Genomic DNA, 19,177 nt, shown 5'->3' on the forward strand with positions numbered 1-19,177 from the left:
TGAGGGGAAAGCAAAATAATGGGAATTAGTTAAAGGCAAAGACTACAAATCCAGTGCTCTTTTCTTTAGTAAGATAAATTCTTCCTCCGTAATTGAGCCTCTTTCACGCAGCTGCTCCAACCTCTCAATCGTGGCAATGGAGTCCTCCACATTTTTAGGCTTCTTGCTTTCATTTTGAAAGTCAGTGGAAGTGTCATCTGTGTCATAATCCTTGTTATGGTACTCTCTGTCACGGTGAACATCAGTATCAGATGTGTAGAACCGTTCCTCGTTATAAGTGTCATTATCATAAAAGGTGTCTGGCTCCGATTTCACAGGCTGCCGGCTAACGGAATCATCGAAATCATCATTGTAGTTACCTGAGTTAGTATCAAGGCTATCCCGCTGCGACTGAAGGAAGTTATCTCTTACAGCATACTCATAATCCTCGGGAATCGGACCACCAGGGTATACAGGATAGCGACTAATTGATTTGGAGTCTATGGCGGATACAAAGACTTTTTTCCCTTTTTTATCAAGAGCTGCAGCACCTATCGGTATAAGCAGGTACTGATCTATACTTGTGTTGAAAAACCTGTTGTCTGCAACAACTGATAAATAGCGTGCCTTCATGGCTTTCATGTCCACCATCAGGTCTTTCACCATACCCAGGCTTTCCCCGTCGGCACCTACCACTCTCCAGCCAAGTACATCGGTGTTGTCCTTTGCCACTTTGTAGTCTTTCAGACTGCTAAGCGGTGCCAGACGCTCGTTTCTTATTTCATTATCTTTCATAGCTATGATCTTGTTTAAATTTAACTAGGCGACATAGGAGTATAGGGGCTGTGGCGCTTCTGCAGGCACAACCATCCCTGTTTCCGGGATTTCCTCTACTTCTATTTCTTCGGGTTCATTGGTCAGTACATACAGGCCCCAGGCAAGGAGCGCTACAAGTAAAAGCAGGAGTACCCAGGGCCATACAGGTTTCTTTTTACGTTCAATGTTTATTTCTGCCATTTCTTTAATTCTTCATTCCAGAGTTGATAAACACAATTTATTTGTGGTGAGGTAAATACGCTTATCAACCGGATATAGTTGAAATAGAAGAGTTGCTAACAAATTACAGTGTAACGGAACCGGCGATAGCCTTCTTACCATCCTGACGGTCAAGAAAATATTTTAATCACCTGTGATTCCTGAGTAAAGGTTGGGGCAAATGAATAATTAAGCTTCATGGCAAGTCTGTTTCTATAACACAGCACCACCGGAAACCTGCTTAGGACAGAAAAGCTGTTAAAAAAGTAGAATGCTGATGTTGCAAATGATATGCTTTTTGCAGAAAAAAATCTGCCCATATAATCATATAAGCTATTATTCCAAAAGTAAAGCAATGCTAATGCTCCGCTCTTGTATGTTACAAGAGGGGGAAAAAAAACCTTTTTTGGTATATCATATTTTATCAACTTACCGCCCGTTAAATCACTGCCGATACAAATTCTCCTGAAACCAAACTTCAACACAATTTAGCTTGTGCGCCTAACCCTTTTTGGGCAAAGAATAGTAGTGCTGCAAGTGTGAAAGGGCGCGGTATGAACTGTATGGAGAGGTGTGACTGTTAGGTTTTTAACTGAGCAGAATTCATGTTATAGCAGTAAGTTCGGTATTAAGTACAGCAATGTTTAAGGAAACTCTGGTAGCTGAAAAGCACATTACAATTCAATACGATTCTTCAGCTGGTATTCTTTACGCCAACTGGACCGGTGACCAGACGAAAGCAACCGTAATGGATGGCTGTGAAAAGATGCTCCACTTTCTCAAGCAGCATAAGTGTACGAAAGTGCTCAATGATAACACCCATGTTACAAGCGTATGGCTGGAGGCCTCCTGGTGGGTGGCAGTAGATTGGTTTCCAAGAATGCATGAGGCCAACTGCAAATTGTTTGCCTGGGTGGAATCTCCCAACCCATTAAGTAAGCTCAGTATAGAAGAAACATTGAAATTTGAGGTAACAGGTGTAAATGCTCTCACTTTTCCAAACAGAAAGCTGGCTGAAGAATGGCTAAAGGAATATGATACTGAGTAAGTTGTCCTGAATATTCGATAATTAGATCTTTAGGGTTCAGTTAAGGATTATTGTAAATTTTGTGCCTTTATTTACTGTACTGTCCACTTCAATCTGGCCATCCATTGCCTCCACATGCGATTTCACTAAATAGAGCCCAATACCTCGACCTTTCTTGTCGGTGTGGAACCGCTTGTAAAGCTTAAAAATGTTGCTGCCTATTTTCTGAAGATCCATTCCTAACCCGTTATCTGAGAAGGTTATTACCGTATTTCCTTCGGGGCTTCTATCACAACTTATGTGTACCTGTAGCACCCGTTCTTCAGAACGATATTTGATAGCATTCGACATCAGGTTATAAAATATGCTATACAAATATGCCCTGTTTGCCTTGATATGAATGTCATCTTCAAAATCAACAAGGATATTGCCTCCGCACTTCTGAAGTTGATCCTGTAACGACTGAATAGTTTGTTGCAGCGTAGTCTTTACATTTACCTGTTCCTGTTCTAAGGCTAATCTGCTGTCCCGGATGCTAAGTATGGTATTAATATCCCGTAAAACTGTATCAAGCCTGTTTACGCTTTCTGTCAGGTTGGCCAAGGTTTTATCGTACAGTACACTTTCCTTATCTACTTTGGTAAGTAGGTTCGATAATCCCAAAACATTGGCAACTGGTGCCCGAAGATTATGAGACACTATGTAAGTAAACTGCTCTAGGTCCTTGTTGTGCCTGTATAGGTCTATGGCAGAGTTGGTAAGTTCCCGTTCTTTCTCCTTAAGAGCCGATATGTCTGTCTGTACCTCTATGAACCTTGTCAGTTCCCCTTGCTCATCAAACACGGCGGTGATGTTGATATTTACCCACACCTCCTCCCCATTTTTTTTGACGTTTATGACATCAAAAGATATAGGCTCTCCTGTTAATAGATTTTCCTGCAATGCTTCAAAAGCCGCTCTGTCAGTTTTGTTGTTATGCAGCAGCTCCGATGGTCTTTTGCCAATCACTTCTTGCATGGTGTAACCCATCAACTTTATAAAGCCATCGTTTATCCACTCAATTTTCCAGTCTTTGTCGGCTATAAATACGCTATTGTTTGTTTTGCTTGCTACCAGCGATAGCTTTTTAAGTTCAATTTCCGATTTTTTCAGAGCCGTTATATCTGTCTGAATGGTTACGAAGCGTAAAATATCACCATTTGCTCCGAAAACAGGGTTAACTTCTACAGAAAGCCATAAGTCATCTCCATTCTTACGTCTGTTCAGAACTTCATAAACAACTGACTTGCCATGATGCATCTGATCCCGGGCCGAGACAAGAACTGCATTGTTTGTCTGTTCATGTTGCAGAAGGTCAATCGGTTTCTTTCCAACCGCCTCCTTAAGTGTGTATCCGGTAAGACTGGTAAATCCTTCGTTTACCCATTCTATTTTCCGGTCAGTATCCATGATAACAACACCATTGGTAGTTTTACTGGCCACCAGTGATAGCTTCTCAAGCTCTACCCTTGTGTTCAGCTTTTCAGTGATGTCGGTAAAATACACAGACACGCCTTCGGCAGAGGGGTAGATGCTGAATTGGTACGTTACCCCGGAATGAGCATAGCTCTCTTCAAAATGACTTGCACTACCTGTAGCCGCTGTTACACTACACTCTTCACGAAACTTAGAAGATGTCAGCTTAGGGAAGAGTTCCCAGATGCATCTTCCTATCATCTCCTCCTTCTTGTAGCCTTCATGATCTGCAAATACAGTGTTTACATAAGTAAACCGCCATTCTCTGTCCAGAGCGAAAAAAGCATCTGTAATGCTTTCCAGGATAGAGTTTAGTTCTACTGACTGCTTCTCAATTGTCTTTCGGTAGCTGTGAGCATCCGTCATATTCCTGAGTATACTATGAACGCCTATCGTTTCTCCACTAACCTTTACCGGAATTTTAATGACGTCAAAATAATACTCACCAGAGTCAGAGGAAGGTATGGCAATTTGAAAGCGTATAGCACTGCCACCAAGGGCTTCTTTAATAGACTGCTCACAAACAGAGGCAGCTTCAGCAGGTAGGAACTCTGAAAAGGACTTGTTTATGATCTCCTGTTTCTGCATCCCAAGCAAAGAAAGTGTCGCAGGATTAACGTCAACTATAATTCCATGGCTGTCCTGGAATACGGCCGCATCTACGTGGTTTTCGAAAAGCGACTTGAAGCGCTGTTCGCTCTCCTCAATTCTTCTTCTGCTCTCGATTCGCTCTGTTATGTCACGGGAACTGACAACCAAAGCCTCCACACTAGGGTTGTGAAGCTGATTACTTACAGTAGCTTCTATCCAGCGGTAAGTACCATCAATAGTTCTAAAGCGCAACTCCGGGAGGTATACATGCTTCCCTCCATTAAAAAGTTTCAGGAGTGCTTCAGTAGCCTTCAAGGTATCTTCTGGATGAAGAAAACTGAATACATCTTTACTAACCAAATAGCCGGGCTCATAACCAAAGTCTCTCAGGGCTGAGCCATTGCTATAAAGAACCTTGCGCTCAGAGTCAAGCAGTGTGGTCATGTCGGTGCCGTGCTCTACTAATGCCCGGTAAAACTCATCCTTTTCCTTCAGCCTTTGCTGTGCAAGTATTTCCTCTGAAACATTCCTGGCGATACTGATGTACGCCTTATCCTCTTCAGACCAGGTGCCGCTCCAGAGCAGGTGAACAACATGGCCTTCTTTATGGATATAGGTATTTTGGAATTCATTTAGTGAGCCGAACCTTGCCGTATTATGTGCAGCTATTTCTGTAGCTGTACGCTCCTCTGGAACAACAAATTCCAGATAGCTACGGCCTACAAGTTCCTCACTTTCATACCCTAATACTTCCTGACAAGCATCGCTTAGGTATGTAAAGCATCCTTTGCTATCGAAGATGCATATCATTTCACGTGAGTACTTGTTGATCTCGTCAAAGAACCTGATTTTCTGTTCGGGGGTCATTGCAGGAATAGGGTTACTTAGCGGAAGTGCAGAATACTGATGACTAGCTTTTATATAGGAAACACAATATATTAACTGTGTTTTTCAACACTAAAATACAAAAAAGTAAAATAGGAACAAGAAAAGAAAGTTAAAACATCATCCTTTTGCCCAGGTGATGGGCTTGCGGAAAATATTTGCCAGATCGACCTCACTTGGCAAACTTGAAACAAGGTAAGGTGTGGTAAATTAAAAATGCAGCTATCAAAGGTAGCTTCTGTAATTAACCTACAACCAAAGGTTTAAGACTAAGATAGGATACGTGATACCTGTTGTTTACTATGATAATGTAGTAGGTATAGAAGAGGAGTAAGCAACCTTAGCCTTTGGGCTATTTTTCTGCCTGGAAGACATTTTGTTTCGCAGCCTCCAGATAAAGAATCCTGAGATAGCCAACAGACCTGGCATCAGGCCAAAGAAGCTGTAGAGCAGCTTAACCGCTAAACCGGCATAATCACCGAAGTGTAGTGGCTTTAAAATTGTTATCGCCCGCTTATACCAGGGTTGATCCCGTACAAAACTGACTGCCCGTACTTCACCAGAGGGTAAGTTTACCTGCAGGTTACTGTAGGTTGCTCCGTAATAGGACGGGTCTGTTGCCATCCTTCCTAAAACTGTCATTGTACCACCCGTAAACCTAAGGTAATTAATGTCAAAACCCGGATAATCTTTTCTAACCTTCTTCAGCATTCCATCCACAGATACTGTTGCAACGGATGTATCTTCTGCTACAGCGTGACTGGCTGCCGGAGTTAATGCGCTTTGCACAATGGTGTAAGCTATCCAGGTGCCGGTTATGCTGAGTAACAGGTTAAACACCAGGCTCCAAACACCTACTACCCGGTGCAAGCTGGAGAAAAAGGCACGCCTGCTTTTAAACGAGATCCGCTGCCGGAACCGCAGTACCTTTAAGAGGGACTTTCTGTATAACAGCAGCCCGGTAATGGAGAGTATAATCAGGGAAAGACCGCCTAAAAGCACTAATATTTTACCCGGCGTGCCTGATAATAGGTTGTAATGAATGTCTAGTAACACATGCACCAGGCGTTTGTCTGCCTTTGCCACTGTAGAGAGTGTTTCTCCGGTTTCCGGATGTACGAAGACCCACTTGCGGCGGCTGCCCTGGCGAATCTCATACTTTAAAGCCTGGTTCGGGTCTTCAGGAAGCTCGGGTATGCGTATGTCGGAGCCGGGGTGGGCCTGTCTGATCAACTCAATGGAGTTATCTATTTTAAGAGCTTTTGCAGGTACTGGCAATGTGCTCTGTTCAGAGAATTGGGCATGGTCAATATCATGGTGAAATACCAGTACAGAACCTGTTATACTGGAAATAAGCAGAAATATACCTGCCACTAATCCTAGCCAGTGGTGTATGGTAAAGGTCTTCTTAATCCGCTTCTTCAATTCCTTTTCTGTTAATATTTCAGTAGCCAGCCTTTCTGTACCAGCCTTTAGCGTCGCCTGCTTCCGCTAAACATAGGGCAAAGCTATATCTAAAACGGCTAATCTCAAAGCTTATTTAAAATAATTCTAAATAAGCTTTTGCTATTTAAATTTCCCTCTTACTTTTGCTGCAGATATTGTTTATAATCATTCTAAATAACACAGATGAAAAAAGCTATACCACTGCTAATCGCCTTGCTCTTCCTATCAGTTAGCTTATATGCCCAGACAGGTAGTGTAAGAGGAACCATACTTGACACCGATAAAAGACCAGTAGCATACAGCAGCGTGTTTCTTCAGGGAACTAATACCGGCGCTACTACGAATGAACTGGGGACGTTTCAGCTTTCAAACGTAAAAGCAGGAGACCACAAACTCATTATATCCGCCGTGGGCCATGAGCGGCAGACGCTTCCTGTAGTAGTTAAAGAAGGGGAGACAACAGAAATACAGGTTACTCTTTCTGCCAGCCAGCAGGGGTTAAGCGAGGTGGTAATTTCCGCTAGCCGAACACCGGAAACCATAGACCAGATTCCATCTTCCATCACAGTGCTTTCCAGAAAAGCCATAGAAGAGGATCTGATGGTGAGCACTAACATCATTGATATCCTGAGTAATAAGGTGCCGGGACTGGCTCCAAGCACGGGTACAAGTAGTAACTGGGGGCAGACGCTCAGGGGGCGGGCAATGTTGGTGATGATTGATGGCGTACCACAGTCTACGCCTCTAAGAAACGGTGCTGTTGACATGCGTGCCCTGGACCCGGATGCAATTGAGCAGATTGAGGTGGTAAAAGGCGCAACTGCCATTTATGGAAACGGAGCTGCAGGAGGTCTGATTAATTATATCACCAGGACCCCTATGCAGCAGAAGCCTTTTGCCTCCAGAACATCGCTTGGCATGACAGGGTCTTTAGTTAGCAGAGACAACAGCATCGGTGCCCGGGTAAGCCAGATGTTCTATGGCAAGGCTGGTAAGTTCGATTATGTTGTAAGTGGCGCTTATGAGCAGACAGGTGAATGGAAAGATGCCGAGGGTGATGTACTTCCCCCGGATTACGGCTTAGGAGAAACAGACTCTTACAACGGATTCTTGAAACTGGGATACGACTTTACTCCATTCAACCGTGTGCAGCTGACCTACAACTATTACAGCAGTGAGCAGAAAACAAACTATGTGCCGCAGTATGGCAACTACCAGAACAGGCAAAAGTCTATAGCCGTACTGGGGGAAACGCTGGGTGTTCCACAGGGGGTAAGGGGAAACCACAACCTGAACCTGCGCTTTTCCGGCGAAAACGCCTTCCTGAACAGCCGCTACGAGGCTGATGCTTATTATCAATCCGTTGACAACGTTTTCTTCTGGTCTCCCTCGTTTGAGAATGGCGGCCAGTCCATGATCTCTTCAGAGAAAAGAGGAGCCAGGGTTCTTTTTACAACACCCTATAAAATTACGAACAGCCTGGATGGTGACGTGACCTATGGTGTGGATGTCATGAATGATGTTACTTCTCAGCCTCTTGTGGACGGCAGAACCTGGGTGCCAGAAATGGATATGATGAATCTTGCTCCTTTTGTACAGTTAAAAACGGCTCTGGCCGAGAATCTGATCTTTAAAGGTGGTTTCAGAGCTGAGAAAGTGAACATTGCCGTCGAAGATTATACGACCCTCAGAACTGTAAACCCTGCAACAGGGCAGATCGATAATCCTGGCTTTGAGGTGAAGGGTGGAGACCTAAGCTACAATGCATACCTTTTTAATGCAGGACTACGGTACAACAAGTTTGAGTTATTTACTCCCTATGCCAGCTTCTCCCAAGGCTTTTCTGTGGCCGATATTGGCGTAATGTTGCGCTCAGCAAGAGTTGACGACATGAACAAAATAAACACAGAGGCAATCGTAATCAACAACTATGAGGCTGGCTTTGTAAGCAAGTACAGCAGGCTACGCTTCGAAGGTGTAGGTTTTATCAGTACTTCTGAACTGGGAGCCAGCGGGCAGTATAAAGATGGTGTGTTTGTTGTAATGCGTTCGCCGGAAAGAATACATGGTTTTGAGGCTACAGCAGACCTTGCAGTGTTGCCAACCCTGAACCTGGGCGCTACCTTCTCTTATGTAGAGGGAAAGAGAGATGTAAACGAAAATGACAGTTTCCGGGATGAAGAAGATGTATACCTGGGTGGTGAGCGCATCTCTCCTCCAAAGTATACCGCCTATGTTCGGTATGCTCTTTTAGATAACAAGCTCGGGTTAAACCTGCAGTACACAGGGATCGGTGCAAGAGAAAGGTTTGAGATAAATGAGAAAGGTACCTATAACTTCTACCAGGGCCCTGTTGAGCCATATCATCTGGTGAACTTGTCGGCCAGCTACAGGTTTAGCAAAAATGCTACCTTCAACCTGGGTGTGGAGAACCTGTTTAATGAGGATTATTTCCCTGCCAGATCACAGTGGTTTACCTCTCCAACGCTATATACAAAAGGTAAAGGAGCTGCTTTTAATTTATCAATGGTTATAGAGCTGTAGTAAACAAGGGAGTATATGGAGCTATCTTGCCTCCTACCTTGTAAAGGCAAAAAGGTAGCAAACATGGTTTAGTTCAAAACAGATATTCAGTCTAGGGACTACAAAGGATTTAAGCAAAAAAGCCGCTCTGGGAAGAGCGGCTTTTTTGTGTCCTGAATTCTGACATAATTATATGGCCGGGCCTAAGCCTTTTTCGTTTCAGTTAAAGAACAAACCTTTGCGCTATGCTGGATCTTGTAATAGAAGCCCGGAAGGCATCTTTAGCCCCGGGAATGGATGTACGCCGTATACTTCCTTTTCGCCTTCGCAGAATGGTAGGTCCTTTCATTTTTATGGATCATGCCGGACCCGTGGATGTGCAGCCGCAAATGGTTCACTCCATGGATGTGCTGCCGCACCCGCACATTGGGTTATCAACCGTCAGTTATTTGTTCGGAGGGCAGGTAACACACCGCGACAGCTTGGGAGTGCAGCAGGTAATTCGTCCGGGTGAGGTAAATTGGATGACGGCCGGCAGCGGAATTGCTCATTCAGAACGGTTCGAGGATCCTGCAGCGCTGGCAGGTGGAACACTGGAAATGATTCAGACCTGGGTGGCTCTCCCGGAGAAAGAAGAGGAGGCAGCACCTGCTTTTAATAATTACCAGCCTGAGCAGCTCCCGGTTTTTACGGATACCGGTGTATGGATGAGGCTGATAGCCGGAAATGCTTATGGGCTGAAGAACGATGTCAAAACCCACTCGCCACTGTTCTACCTTCATGTAGTACTGGAGCAGGGAGCACGTTTCGGTTTACCCAAGGAGCATTCGGAGCGGGGAATTTATATAGCAAAAGGAAGCCTTGAAGTGGCTGGTACAGCTTATACTGCAGGGCAAATGCTGGTGTTCAACAAAGGGGCAGACCCTCTGGTTCTGGCTAAAGAAGCCTCCACGCTGATGCTGCTGGGAGGGGAGCCGCTGGGGGAAAGATTTATCTGGTGGAATTTTGTGTCCTCGAGAAAAGAAAGGATTGAGCAGGCCAAGGCAGACTGGAAGGAAGGTAGAATTCTTCTACCTCCTTCAGATAACACAGAGTTTGTCCCGCTTCCTGAAGACCGCTCCAAACCGGCGGGCGATCCTTCTCCACAGGCGCTTTCCTAGGGTAGGCGCAGCCAATTAATGTTATTGCACCACTGGCTCCGTAGATGGTTGAGATTGGGCTGGCATATTCTTCGGTTGCTCTTCTGCTGCTGTACCTGTGCTATATACCCTTGATGCCCATCGCGGAAAGATCAAGGCTCCTACCAGGAGGTACAGGTAATAGGTAAGCAGCCGGTAGAGCAGCACTATAATTACTGTGAAGCTCCCGATGAACACCCCGAAGAAAGCCGGAAACGATATCTCGGCAAAGCCGGCAGCACCTGGAGTGAACGAAACAAACAGCACGATCTTATAGATCAGGTTACGGGCAAACACCACCAGGTGCTCGTAGGCGCTTAACTGGGTGAAGGCGGCAATAAGGAAACCGATGATGGCGTAGCGGGCCGTCCATACAAATACTGTGGAAATGCTGGCATGCCACCAGTAGGAGATGCTTTTGGTGCGCATGTGTTTAGATGCGATCAATAATTCATTGGCATGGCGAAACAGCGGCTCGCGCCAACGGTGGAGGGGCTTTAGCTGCCCTAACCTTATCAGAAGGCGCTTTACGGCTTTGGGATTAACAAAAAGGGCATAGAACATGGAGCAGGCATAAACAGCGATCATCAGGTAAGAGATGAAAAAGGCAATACCCAGGGTCTGCCGCACCGCCTCATCCAGCCCCTCCAGCTCTGGCAATACCTGCCCATGCGTAAACAGGAGCACCAGGGGCACAGCGATCACAAAGTACAGGTTATCCAGCATAGCCGTCAGCATTACCTGTGCAATGGACTTACCCAATGGAATCTTCTCCTTTGTCAGGATGTAAGCAGCAATAGTGGAGCTACCAACTACCGAGGGGAGGGCACAGGTGGCGAATTCCCAGAGCATGATCACGTTGAAGCTCTGCTTCCAGGTAAGCACCTTATCGGTGATGTGGCGAATGCGGTACATGTAGCCAAAGTCGCGGACAAAGAGCACAAGCAGAGCCATCCCGATCCAAAAAGGGCTTGCCTGTGCCAGCGTATGTAAATGGCCTGGATCGTAGTTCTTGTACAGCATATAGCCGAGCACCCCCAGCCCCAGTAGCACAGGAAGCAGGAGGTTGCGCAGCGAAAACTGCCGCTGAAGCTTCTGTTTTGTAAGAATCATACTGACAACACGACAAATATCAGGCTAAAACTAGTTTCCATAGAAGGTTATTTAAAGCAAATTCTTCCCTGGTACCTGTTAACCTTAACGAGGGGTGGTCCAGTAGTTATATACCTTTTTCTATTCTTTTATTGGCTTGTTGTCCTGCAGAAGTAAGAGTAATGGTACCGGTGTGCGAAAGTTGATTCTGGCAGGAAAATATAAGGGTGAGAATACTGTAACAAGGAACAGATTGGTTTTAAACGGTTTTATATCAATAAGTTGCGGCTTCGTGTGTTCCCTCAGAATAAAATAATAATTAGCCCTTCTGATGGTGCATTCACAAAGAAAAGAAGGCTATGTACTCATCCTAATAATATGACAGTTTACGGAATCTCGTATAAATAGATAATGTAAACTGGATGTAATCACAGTTGAAGAGAGACTATGCGGCCATTCTGGATTGATGGCACAAAAGATAAAAACAGTACAAACTCCGAATCAATTTTGAGTCATTCAAAATTCTTATCCGTTTAGGATACCTGATCTGCGAGCAAAATCATAACCTTACTCTAGGGCAAGCGAAGCCTTCATGAGAATTCCTCCTTCTATTTCACTATTGAAGTAACGGCAGTCAGCTTTGGCTGCTGTTTGTGCGGGTGCTTTCCTTAGTTTTTATTCTACTGCTATGAATAAGAATTATATACATCTCCTGCTACTGTTAGCTTTATGCTTAGTATCATGTGATGATGATGAAGTTAACCCAAGATCAAATCCACTGCATGTGCCACCTGTTATTGTTCCTCATCCACCAGGGCCTGACACAACTAACCCTATAATTAGTATCGTCTCACCGACGGCTGATGCTACTATTCTTGTGATTGAGTACATTTCTGTAAGGGTTTTCGTTTCTGATGACAGGGAATTGGAGGTGGTGCGGGTTATCCGAACCGATCCTGATGGCAGTAACCAAGTTCTGCTTTCCAATTTTGATGTTCCTGAAGAATATAAAAATAAGCTGGACTTTACTATATCTTTAACAAGAGAAGATTTAAAGCTGCCAAAGAGTGCCAGCACAGCTGCCTATACAGTAATAGTGGAGGCAGAAGATAAAGGACAGAATATTACAAAGGGCTTTGTTAATGTGACTATACATGCACCGAACCTAAACAAATCTGAGTTTATAAAAACCTTTAGCAATGTAAATATCTATGGTTATTTGGACTGGATGGGGTACACCATTCCAGGTGATCCTAAAGCTGCGCTTAACTTAGCTTTGTTGGTTATGGTAGATAAGGACTTTGATAAAAAAGTTTCAGAAACTGAATGGAAAAAGTTCGCTGCAGATTTTAATGTGAAAGACCAGGTTTGGGCAGCCTGGGATATGGATGGTGACGGGAAGCTGGGCGATTCTGAATTTAATAAAGGTATGGAAAAGCTAAACTTCTTCACTGAATGGGATGAGGATAAAAACAACTCACTAAGCTCAGAAGAGCTTGGAGGCGGCTTCTTTAGCCGCTGGGATCACAACCAGGATGCTACGTTAAGCAGAGATGAGTATGAGGAGAAGTACTTTACCTATATTCTTTTTAGCTAGCATGCTGGAGCTCATTGTTTTCCCTTGTAATATGTTATAAAGTTGATCGTGATCCTCTGACAAGCTAAATGAACTCAAAAAGATAAAAGCCTCTTTACATATCCGAACTAAATTACAAAGGCCCTTCAGAACATACTGAAGGGCCTTTGTATAAATTCAACAATTATATTTTCTGGAATGGTCTGGTACCTAAAACATCCTCCGTACAAGTACTACAACTTTTTCAATCAGGAACCCCAGGATCAATCCTCCCAAAGCGCTTACCACAACCTTTGCCAACCACGCTAAAGCAGGCACATCGGCCAGGGCCACTTCCAGGTTATGCAGAGCATGGCTCGTAAAAGGAATGCCGTGCGCAATAATTTCGGCACCTACCCACAACATAGCGGCTGTCCCGATATAGCCCAGGAAGCTTAAAAAGCCTGGCATAAACTTAACAATGCCCTTTCCAATGTTCCTTACTTGCCTGTGATTCTTTTCTTGTGCCATGTGCAGGCCAATGTCATCTGCCTTCACGATCAGGCCTACGAACCCGTAAACAACTACAGTAATAAGTACAGCCACAAACAGCATCACAGCAATTTGGGTCGTGATCGGGTTATCTGCCACAGTAGAGTAGGTGATGGCAACGATTTCAGCAGAAAGAATCATATCGGTGCGAACGGCGCTTTTAACCCTTGTCTGCTCCAGTTCTTCAGGCGTGATCGTTTTTAAATGATCCTCTGGGCTATGTTCATCGGCGTGATGCTTGCTAAACATAGCATGTACTTTCTCATAACCTTCAAAACACAGGAAGGCACCGCCCAGCATCAGGATAGGAGTGATTGCCCATGGCGCAAAGAAACCAAGGAGAAACGCTGCCGGACTTAAAATAAGCAGCTTGTTGATCAGGGACTTTTTAGCGATCCGGTAAATGATCGAAAGCTCCCGGGAGGGGTCGAGACCCACTACATATTTTGGTGTTACGGCAGTGTCGTCGATGACAATACCAGATACCTTACCTGTTGTTTTTGATACTTGAGCTGGAACATCATCCAGACTTGCTGCACTCGCTTTTACAAGAGCAGAGACATCATCCAGAAGCGCGAGGAGTCCTGTGGCCATTTTTACTTAACTGTTAAAGAAGAAGGTTTTATTCTGTTCGTACCATGTAAAAGTACCGGCACTCATAGCCGAACTTACATTCATCGAATTTTAGTTTGGCAAATAACGCAAATTAGATGATACTTTTTGTTTAAATAAAGCTTGGCCGTGGTTACTGCTTTAGATAGGTAGTGTTGCGGGGTATCAGCAGCAGCTCTTTCTGGCGACCGTCGATGTAGCGCACTCCGTTTGGTGTGAGTACGGCCTGCTCCTCCAGCATCACACGTATTTCTTTATTGTTCCACTCCGGCAGGTTTACCTTGGCGTTAAGCTCGATGGCGTAGGCTGTGTTGTGGCGCAGCGGGTAGTCTCCTGTGCCGGGCACGCCCTGCTGCATATCCCACATGCCAATGGCGGGACCGGCGCCGTGGCCGTGGTAACCGATGGGGTGGGAGTAAATGCTGGCTACAATCTTCTCTTTCTGCGCCTGCGCCAACGCCTCCTTCAGTACCTGGTTTCCGGTTTTCCCTTCTTTAAATTTAGAGGTAAGAATATCCTGCAGGCGGTTGCCGGTGGCAAGGGCTTTTTTCAGATAAGCCGGAGCGTCTGCCTCGCCGGGCTTCAGTACATAGGCCAGTTGCTGCACATCAGTGTTCAGGTTAAGGTAAGTGACCCCCAGGTCCACGTGCAGCAGGTCGCCGGGCAGGATCACTTCCACGCCAGGGCGCTGCGAAAACGAACGCTGCGAATCGCCCGCTCCCGGGTTAGCACGCTGCACATCTACGGTCGGGTGGAACCAGGCATCCAGCTTCAGGTCGGCAATGCGCTCGCGGTACCACCACATCACATCCTCGGTGGTGGTTACGCCCGGCTGTATCACCTCCTCTGAAAAGCCCTCGGCTATAATGCTGTGCCCGATGCGGCTGATCTGCTCATACACCTCCAGTTCACGGTCTGTACGGGTTTGCAGCCAGTCCACGGCCAATCGTTCTGCCGATACAACGGCTTTTTTCTGAGCTGCGGGCAGGTAATGCATCAGGCTATCATACTCCGCTTTGGTGAGGCCGTCGGCATGAGCATAGGTGGGGGAGTAGTTAAGGCCGATCTTCTTCGGATTTCGCTCTACTATTAACTGCACCAGCCGCTTCCACTGGTTCGGCTCCTGCTCCGGTTCCCAGGCGCCTTTCATCAGATTGCCGATGTCGTAGCGGGCCACCGCCAGCTTCTCTACTCCCTTGCCCGGTCCTTTGTCGTGAAACAGCATAATGGTGCGGCGGCGCGCAGCCAGCCAGGTAGCGGGCAGCATGGTTTTGGCCACCGGGTCTTCGTTGTACTCCCGCGCCACAATCACCCACATATCGATGCCTTCGCGGCGCATAAGCTCGGGGAGGAGCTTGTCCAGGCGCTCCTGAAGCAGGGCATCTTCCACGGCGGCTCTTTCGCGCAGAGGCAGGATGTTGGGGATCTGTTGTGCAGATGCTTGCTCTGAAGTGAGCAGGGGGAACAGCAGAAGGAGTAGGAGTTTTTTCATGGGTGTAGCCTAGGTGCTTGTCCTAACAAAGATAGAAATATACCGGACATGCGCCAGAGAAACTGCGCACCTTTACTTTAAACAACAGCGGGTTGTGGTGTTTGCAGCTTTCGCAAACACCAAAGTATAAATAATACGCATTGTTAAAGCCTGACTATTCAGTTAAATGAAGCTTGACCAGGATAGGAAAATGGTCGGAGCCGAACTTAGGCAGTCGCTCCATTTCCAGCACCCTGAACTCTTCTGAAACATACACATGGTCGAGCGGGTAGCGGAACAGAATGTTCTGAGCCCCGAACGAGTTGTAGAGACCTCTGCCCACCCGCACATCATGAAGCCTGCTTTCCGTGTTAAACATACGCGACGTACGTGACCAGGCCACATCGTTAAAGTCGCCGGCCACCACAGAAGGCATCTCCGTCTGGTTTACCATCCTGCCTACCTTCAGCAGCGCCACTTCTTCTTCGCCCACATTATCAGGATGTTCGCTGGGCTTGGGGGGTACCGGGTGTACAGCGTGAAGTATAAACTCCTTTCCGTTTGGCAGTACTACATTGGTGTGGATAGAGGGGACGGTTTTGTGCTTCAGAAACATGATCTCAGTTTTTTTGAGGGGGAATTTTGAGTACAGCACCATACCGTAAGTGTTATCTAAGGGGTAGGAAACCACATGCGCATACTTCTGGCGGAGCGGGCTTAGCTGGTCTACCCACCATTGGTTTGTCTCCATGGCTATCAACAGGTCAGGGTCCGCCTGCTGCACAATTTGCAGTAACTGCTCTGCCTCCCGGTTTTTCATCCAGACGTTGGCCAGCATCAGGCTAAAGCTTTGCTCTGCCTGCACTGCTGAAGGCTCTGAGGACTCTACTGCTTTACCTGCCAGGGTGGTATAGGGCAGAATATAGGTGGACTGTATCACAACGGCACTTACAAGCCCGACCGCGAAGGCCACAGCCGGCAAACGCCATTCTTTATTAACAGGAATAAACAGGACCAGGCAAAGCAGCAGCCCTGCCAGCACTTGCTCTCTCGGAAAATCAAGTGCCTTGATGTACCAGTACGGCAGGTCATAGAGCAGTGATAGCAGAGTTACCAGTATTAGTACTGTGCCTAAAACTAAGGTAATGTAGAAGGTTATTTTCTTTGCCGTTTTCATAGTATGCTTTTGTACCGCAAGAATTAGGTTTGGGTTGTGGAAGAGACTTTTTCAGTGACGTTGGAGCTGTTGAGGGTGGAATGATGGCTGAGTGGCTGAAGTATAGCTCTTTTCCGCACAGCCCGTGCAGCTGTTCCTTTTGTCTATAACCATGAGCCCACACTGCCGTTAGTAGGTAAGTAATATATCTAAAAAACCTATAACGAAACGCTATGGAAAGATACAACAGAGATAGATTCGGCTCAGGCTACGGCGATGATTATTACGACCGCTACAGTGGCCGTGACAGTGACAGTGGCAGGCACAACCGCTACTACGACTTCGACCGCGGCGACCGTTACCGCGACGACCGTTTCCGCGACAGAGACAGAGACAATAGGCTGGACCCTGAAACACGGAACAAGTTCGAAAGAGTGTACCGTGAGCGTTTCGAAAACGACAACCGCTACAACAGAGACTACCAGGACCGCGACCGCTTCCGTAATAATTACCGTGACCGCGACGAAGACGACAGGTACACCCGCTACGATGCCCGCAGAGACTGGAGTGGCTCTGGAGGCTACAGCAACAACGACCAGGAATACCAGATGCGCAACAACAGAGAAAGACGCGGCCTGGGTGATATACTCCAGGTTTACGGCGCGCCTGACTACGACAGCACTTCTGACCGTTACAACACCCGGAACTCGCGGGGCCGCAGCGGCATGGACTACGATCAGGGATACTACTCCGGCGGTTATTAAGCAGGATAAAATCAGATCCTGAGAAGAACTAAGGCAGCTTTCGAGCAGGAATGTACGCTACTAAAAGAGCCTTTCTTGCTGGCTGGATTGTGCTGCTGACCTGTGAGATTGAGAAGCCGCTCCACATAAAATGGAGCGGCTTCTTTATGCTGTAAAATTATCTATTAGGTCCAGTACAGGATAGGTGCATAGGAGAACTGCTTTTTCTTACTAGTGTTGGTGTTTTCACCAGCAGTAGTTTAGTCGGGGTAATCACTTTTTGTTGTTAGTAAAGCACCAACAACGGCAGTAACAACTAGAATCCGTGTAACAGAAAATTAGCAGTAACTTAAGTAAGTAAAAAACTTCCCTACCTAAACTAGTGAGAACGAGAGTTCGAAACTAGCGAGCATAGCTCGGAGGGGCAGTTGGACCCGGTACTACAGCATCAACTTACGCCTTTACAATCTTCCGCTTCATCAGGAAGCGTCTGTAATCAAACTTTCCATCGGTATCCGGAATAAAATTAAGAAACTCCCAGCCCTGCTCATTCATGAGGTTCATGACAGCTACAGTAGTGGGGAATGATCTTTCTTCTTTTGCGTCGGTTTTCAGGTACTGGTTTATGGAAACGATCCTGTCACCAAACTCGAGGCGAACTTTGTAGCTTTTGCCCCAATCCGTAGGAGTTAAGAGAACCTGAACATACTCTTCAGCCTGTGAACCGGGTGCCTCCTGTAGCTTTGTTGGCTGGTAATACTCAGGGTTCGGTTGTGTTTGCGCGCTTGCTGACAAGCTGAGGCCGAAGGGGATAACAAGTAGTAAAAGTGCTTTTTTCATGTTGTTTTGCTTAGGTGTGATGAATGATAATGAGGCACAGGTGCTTTTTACTGATCGGTAAGCCAGAAGTAAACTGCAGCCACGGGAGAAGCTGCAAATATTAGGCCAATACTATATTTGTGCTGAGGGTTTGAAAAGAGATTTTTGAAAGATGGCTCTGTAGGACTTTTCTACGCGCACAGGAAAATTTTAAGGGAGGAGTTTAAGGAGTAACGGAAGTCTGTTTTATGTTGTGTTGTTGATCTGCTTTAAAACATACGCTTTTGCATGCGGTACCTTGTGCCCGGGTTAAAAGTCGCTGCCTCAACGTTAGGTAGATTTAAGCTGCTGATCACAGCCTTTTGATAGAAGTTGGTATGGTTCCTGTAGTTATAGTAGTATCTTAGCCACGTCTAATTATTTACAAGAATGAAGAAATTACTTTATGTAGCCATAGCCTTAAGTGCTACAGCCTGCTCCACAGAAAATAACCTGCAGGACACCCTTTACAACGCAGTGGAATCTGGTGCTAATATGGCCATTGATTCGCTGCACCAGACCGCAAACAAAGAGCTTAAACGACACACCGGTATAGATTCGCTGGCTACAAAGATCGGTGCGGCTGACACTATAAATGTGGAGCGCGAAATAGAGCGCGGCGTTAAACGTAAGATCATCGAACAACTTTCTGAATAACAGCGGGTAGACGCAAGGAATGTCGGATCCACTGCTCCTGCTGGTTTTAGCAGTACCGGGTTCAACCACCCCTGCCCCTCAGAGCTACGCTCGCTAGTTTCAAACTCTCGTTCTCACTAGTCTAAGGAGGGGAATCTGGCATTGCCTTAGCTTTATTAGAGGTTCCATTGCTGTTGCTTAACCTCCCTTCACACAAGATCTTTACAAGATGACAACATGAAAACTGTTGCTGTTCTAAAGACAGCAGAAGCAGTAGTAGCAGACTCCCCTCCTTTGACAAGGAGAGGCAGGGGTGGTTGGAC

At 46.1% G+C, this 19,177-nt stretch carries 15 protein-coding genes; 6 read left to right on the top strand and 9 right to left on the bottom strand.

Annotated features, from left to right (window positions below):
* Positions 1-42: 42 nt before the first annotated feature.
* Both ACFSRY_RS15050 and ACFSRY_RS15055 read right to left on the bottom strand, forming a co-directional pair.
* Positions 43-774, bottom strand: coding sequence for a PRC-barrel domain-containing protein (locus ACFSRY_RS15050; RefSeq protein WP_377509414.1), 732 nt, complete (start codon positions 772-774; stop codon positions 43-45).
* A gap of 24 nt (positions 775-798) precedes the next feature.
* Complete coding sequence (locus tag ACFSRY_RS15055; protein ID WP_377509417.1) at positions 799-996, bottom strand: hypothetical protein; 198 nt, start codon at positions 994-996, stop codon at positions 799-801.
* A 658-nt stretch (positions 997-1,654) separates the two neighbouring features.
* Between ACFSRY_RS15055 and ACFSRY_RS15060 the strand changes: the two genes are divergently transcribed.
* Positions 1,655-2,062 carry a hypothetical protein gene (locus tag ACFSRY_RS15060; protein WP_377509420.1) on the top strand — a complete coding sequence of 136 codons (408 nt, stop codon included), beginning with the start codon at positions 1,655-1,657 and terminating at the stop codon, positions 2,060-2,062.
* Positions 2,063-2,098: 36 nt separating this feature from the next.
* On the opposite strand, the gene ACFSRY_RS15065 is transcribed toward ACFSRY_RS15060, so the two are convergent.
* Entirely contained in the window at positions 2,099-5,014 is a 2,916-nt protein-coding gene (locus tag ACFSRY_RS15065; RefSeq protein WP_377509423.1) for a PAS domain S-box protein, read from the bottom strand.
* Positions 5,015-5,332: 318 nt separating this feature from the next.
* On the bottom strand, positions 5,333-6,457 hold the full coding sequence (locus ACFSRY_RS15070; protein ID WP_377509426.1) for a PepSY-associated TM helix domain-containing protein: 1,125 nt from the start codon (positions 6,455-6,457) through the stop codon (positions 5,333-5,335).
* Between the two features lie 204 nt (positions 6,458-6,661).
* On the opposite strand from ACFSRY_RS15070, the gene ACFSRY_RS15075 reads away from it, so the two are divergent.
* Entirely contained in the window at positions 6,662-9,022 is a 2,361-nt protein-coding gene (locus tag ACFSRY_RS15075) for a TonB-dependent receptor (RefSeq protein WP_377509429.1), read from the top strand.
* A gap of 224 nt (positions 9,023-9,246) precedes the next feature.
* Positions 9,247-10,161 (top strand): pirin family protein, encoded by a 915-nt coding sequence (locus ACFSRY_RS15080; RefSeq protein WP_377509432.1) that lies wholly within the window; start codon positions 9,247-9,249, stop codon positions 10,159-10,161.
* Positions 10,162-10,182: 21 nt separating this feature from the next.
* Here ACFSRY_RS15080 and ACFSRY_RS15085 read toward each other — a convergent pair whose 3' ends face one another.
* Positions 10,183-11,292: a lysylphosphatidylglycerol synthase transmembrane domain-containing protein gene (locus ACFSRY_RS15085; RefSeq protein WP_377509435.1), complete on the bottom strand. Its 1,110-nt coding sequence runs from the start codon at positions 11,290-11,292 to the stop codon at positions 10,183-10,185.
* A gap of 667 nt (positions 11,293-11,959) precedes the next feature.
* On the opposite strand from ACFSRY_RS15085, the gene ACFSRY_RS15090 reads away from it, so the two are divergent.
* Positions 11,960-12,868 (top strand): hypothetical protein, encoded by a 909-nt coding sequence (locus ACFSRY_RS15090; RefSeq protein WP_377509438.1) that lies wholly within the window; start codon positions 11,960-11,962, stop codon positions 12,866-12,868.
* 189 nt (positions 12,869-13,057) lie between these two features.
* Here ACFSRY_RS15090 and ACFSRY_RS15095 read toward each other — a convergent pair whose 3' ends face one another.
* The 3 genes from ACFSRY_RS15095 to ACFSRY_RS15105 form a co-directional block, all read right to left on the bottom strand.
* Positions 13,058-13,972, bottom strand: coding sequence for a DUF808 domain-containing protein (locus tag ACFSRY_RS15095; RefSeq protein WP_377509441.1), 915 nt, complete (start codon positions 13,970-13,972; stop codon positions 13,058-13,060).
* 151 nt (positions 13,973-14,123) lie between these two features.
* Positions 14,124-15,482 carry a M24 family metallopeptidase gene (locus tag ACFSRY_RS15100; RefSeq protein WP_377509444.1) on the bottom strand — a complete coding sequence of 453 codons (1,359 nt, stop codon included), beginning with the start codon at positions 15,480-15,482 and terminating at the stop codon, positions 14,124-14,126.
* Between the two features lie 154 nt (positions 15,483-15,636).
* On the bottom strand, positions 15,637-16,638 hold the full coding sequence (locus ACFSRY_RS15105) for an endonuclease/exonuclease/phosphatase family protein (protein WP_377509447.1): 1,002 nt from the start codon (positions 16,636-16,638) through the stop codon (positions 15,637-15,639).
* A 212-nt stretch (positions 16,639-16,850) separates the two neighbouring features.
* Between ACFSRY_RS15105 and ACFSRY_RS15110 the strand changes: the two genes are divergently transcribed.
* On the top strand, positions 16,851-17,381 hold the full coding sequence (locus ACFSRY_RS15110; RefSeq protein ID WP_377509450.1) for a hypothetical protein: 531 nt from the start codon (positions 16,851-16,853) through the stop codon (positions 17,379-17,381).
* A 432-nt stretch (positions 17,382-17,813) separates the two neighbouring features.
* Here ACFSRY_RS15110 and ACFSRY_RS15115 read toward each other — a convergent pair whose 3' ends face one another.
* On the bottom strand, positions 17,814-18,200 hold the full coding sequence (locus ACFSRY_RS15115; RefSeq protein WP_377509453.1) for a hypothetical protein: 387 nt from the start codon (positions 18,198-18,200) through the stop codon (positions 17,814-17,816).
* Between the two features lie 408 nt (positions 18,201-18,608).
* Here ACFSRY_RS15115 and ACFSRY_RS15120 point away from each other — a divergent pair, with 408 nt between their 5' ends.
* A complete protein-coding gene (locus tag ACFSRY_RS15120) occupies positions 18,609-18,875 on the top strand; it encodes a hypothetical protein (RefSeq protein ID WP_377509456.1) in 267 nt (88 codons plus the stop codon).
* Positions 18,876-19,177: the final 302 nt, after the last annotated feature.

It is taken from the genome of Pontibacter locisalis, assembly GCF_042684605.1.
Taxonomy (GTDB): Bacteria; Bacteroidota; Bacteroidia; order Cytophagales; family Hymenobacteraceae; genus Pontibacter; species Pontibacter locisalis.

Coding starts and splice junctions, on each gene's coding strand:
- ACFSRY_RS15050 (WP_377509414.1), bottom strand. CDS start 774: ATGAAAGATAATGAAATAAGAAACGAGCGTCTGGCACCGCTTAGCAGT.
- ACFSRY_RS15055 (WP_377509417.1), bottom strand. CDS start 996: ATGGCAGAAATAAACATTGAACGTAAAAAGAAACCTGTATGGCCCTGG.
- ACFSRY_RS15060 (WP_377509420.1), top strand. CDS start 1,655: ATGTTTAAGGAAACTCTGGTAGCTGAAAAGCACATTACAATTCAATAC.
- ACFSRY_RS15065 (WP_377509423.1), bottom strand. CDS start 5,014: ATGACCCCCGAACAGAAAATCAGGTTCTTTGACGAGATCAACAAGTAC.
- ACFSRY_RS15075 (WP_377509429.1), top strand. CDS start 6,662: ATGAAAAAAGCTATACCACTGCTAATCGCCTTGCTCTTCCTATCAGTT.
- ACFSRY_RS15080 (WP_377509432.1), top strand. CDS start 9,247: ATGCTGGATCTTGTAATAGAAGCCCGGAAGGCATCTTTAGCCCCGGGA.
- ACFSRY_RS15085 (WP_377509435.1), bottom strand. CDS start 11,292: ATGATTCTTACAAAACAGAAGCTTCAGCGGCAGTTTTCGCTGCGCAAC.
- ACFSRY_RS15090 (WP_377509438.1), top strand. CDS start 11,960: ATGAATAAGAATTATATACATCTCCTGCTACTGTTAGCTTTATGCTTA.
- ACFSRY_RS15095 (WP_377509441.1), bottom strand. CDS start 13,972: ATGGCCACAGGACTCCTCGCGCTTCTGGATGATGTCTCTGCTCTTGTA.
- ACFSRY_RS15100 (WP_377509444.1), bottom strand. CDS start 15,482: ATGAAAAAACTCCTACTCCTTCTGCTGTTCCCCCTGCTCACTTCAGAG.
- ACFSRY_RS15105 (WP_377509447.1), bottom strand. CDS start 16,638: ATGAAAACGGCAAAGAAAATAACCTTCTACATTACCTTAGTTTTAGGC.
- ACFSRY_RS15110 (WP_377509450.1), top strand. CDS start 16,851: ATGGAAAGATACAACAGAGATAGATTCGGCTCAGGCTACGGCGATGAT.
- ACFSRY_RS15115 (WP_377509453.1), bottom strand. CDS start 18,200: ATGAAAAAAGCACTTTTACTACTTGTTATCCCCTTCGGCCTCAGCTTG.
- ACFSRY_RS15120 (WP_377509456.1), top strand. CDS start 18,609: ATGAAGAAATTACTTTATGTAGCCATAGCCTTAAGTGCTACAGCCTGC.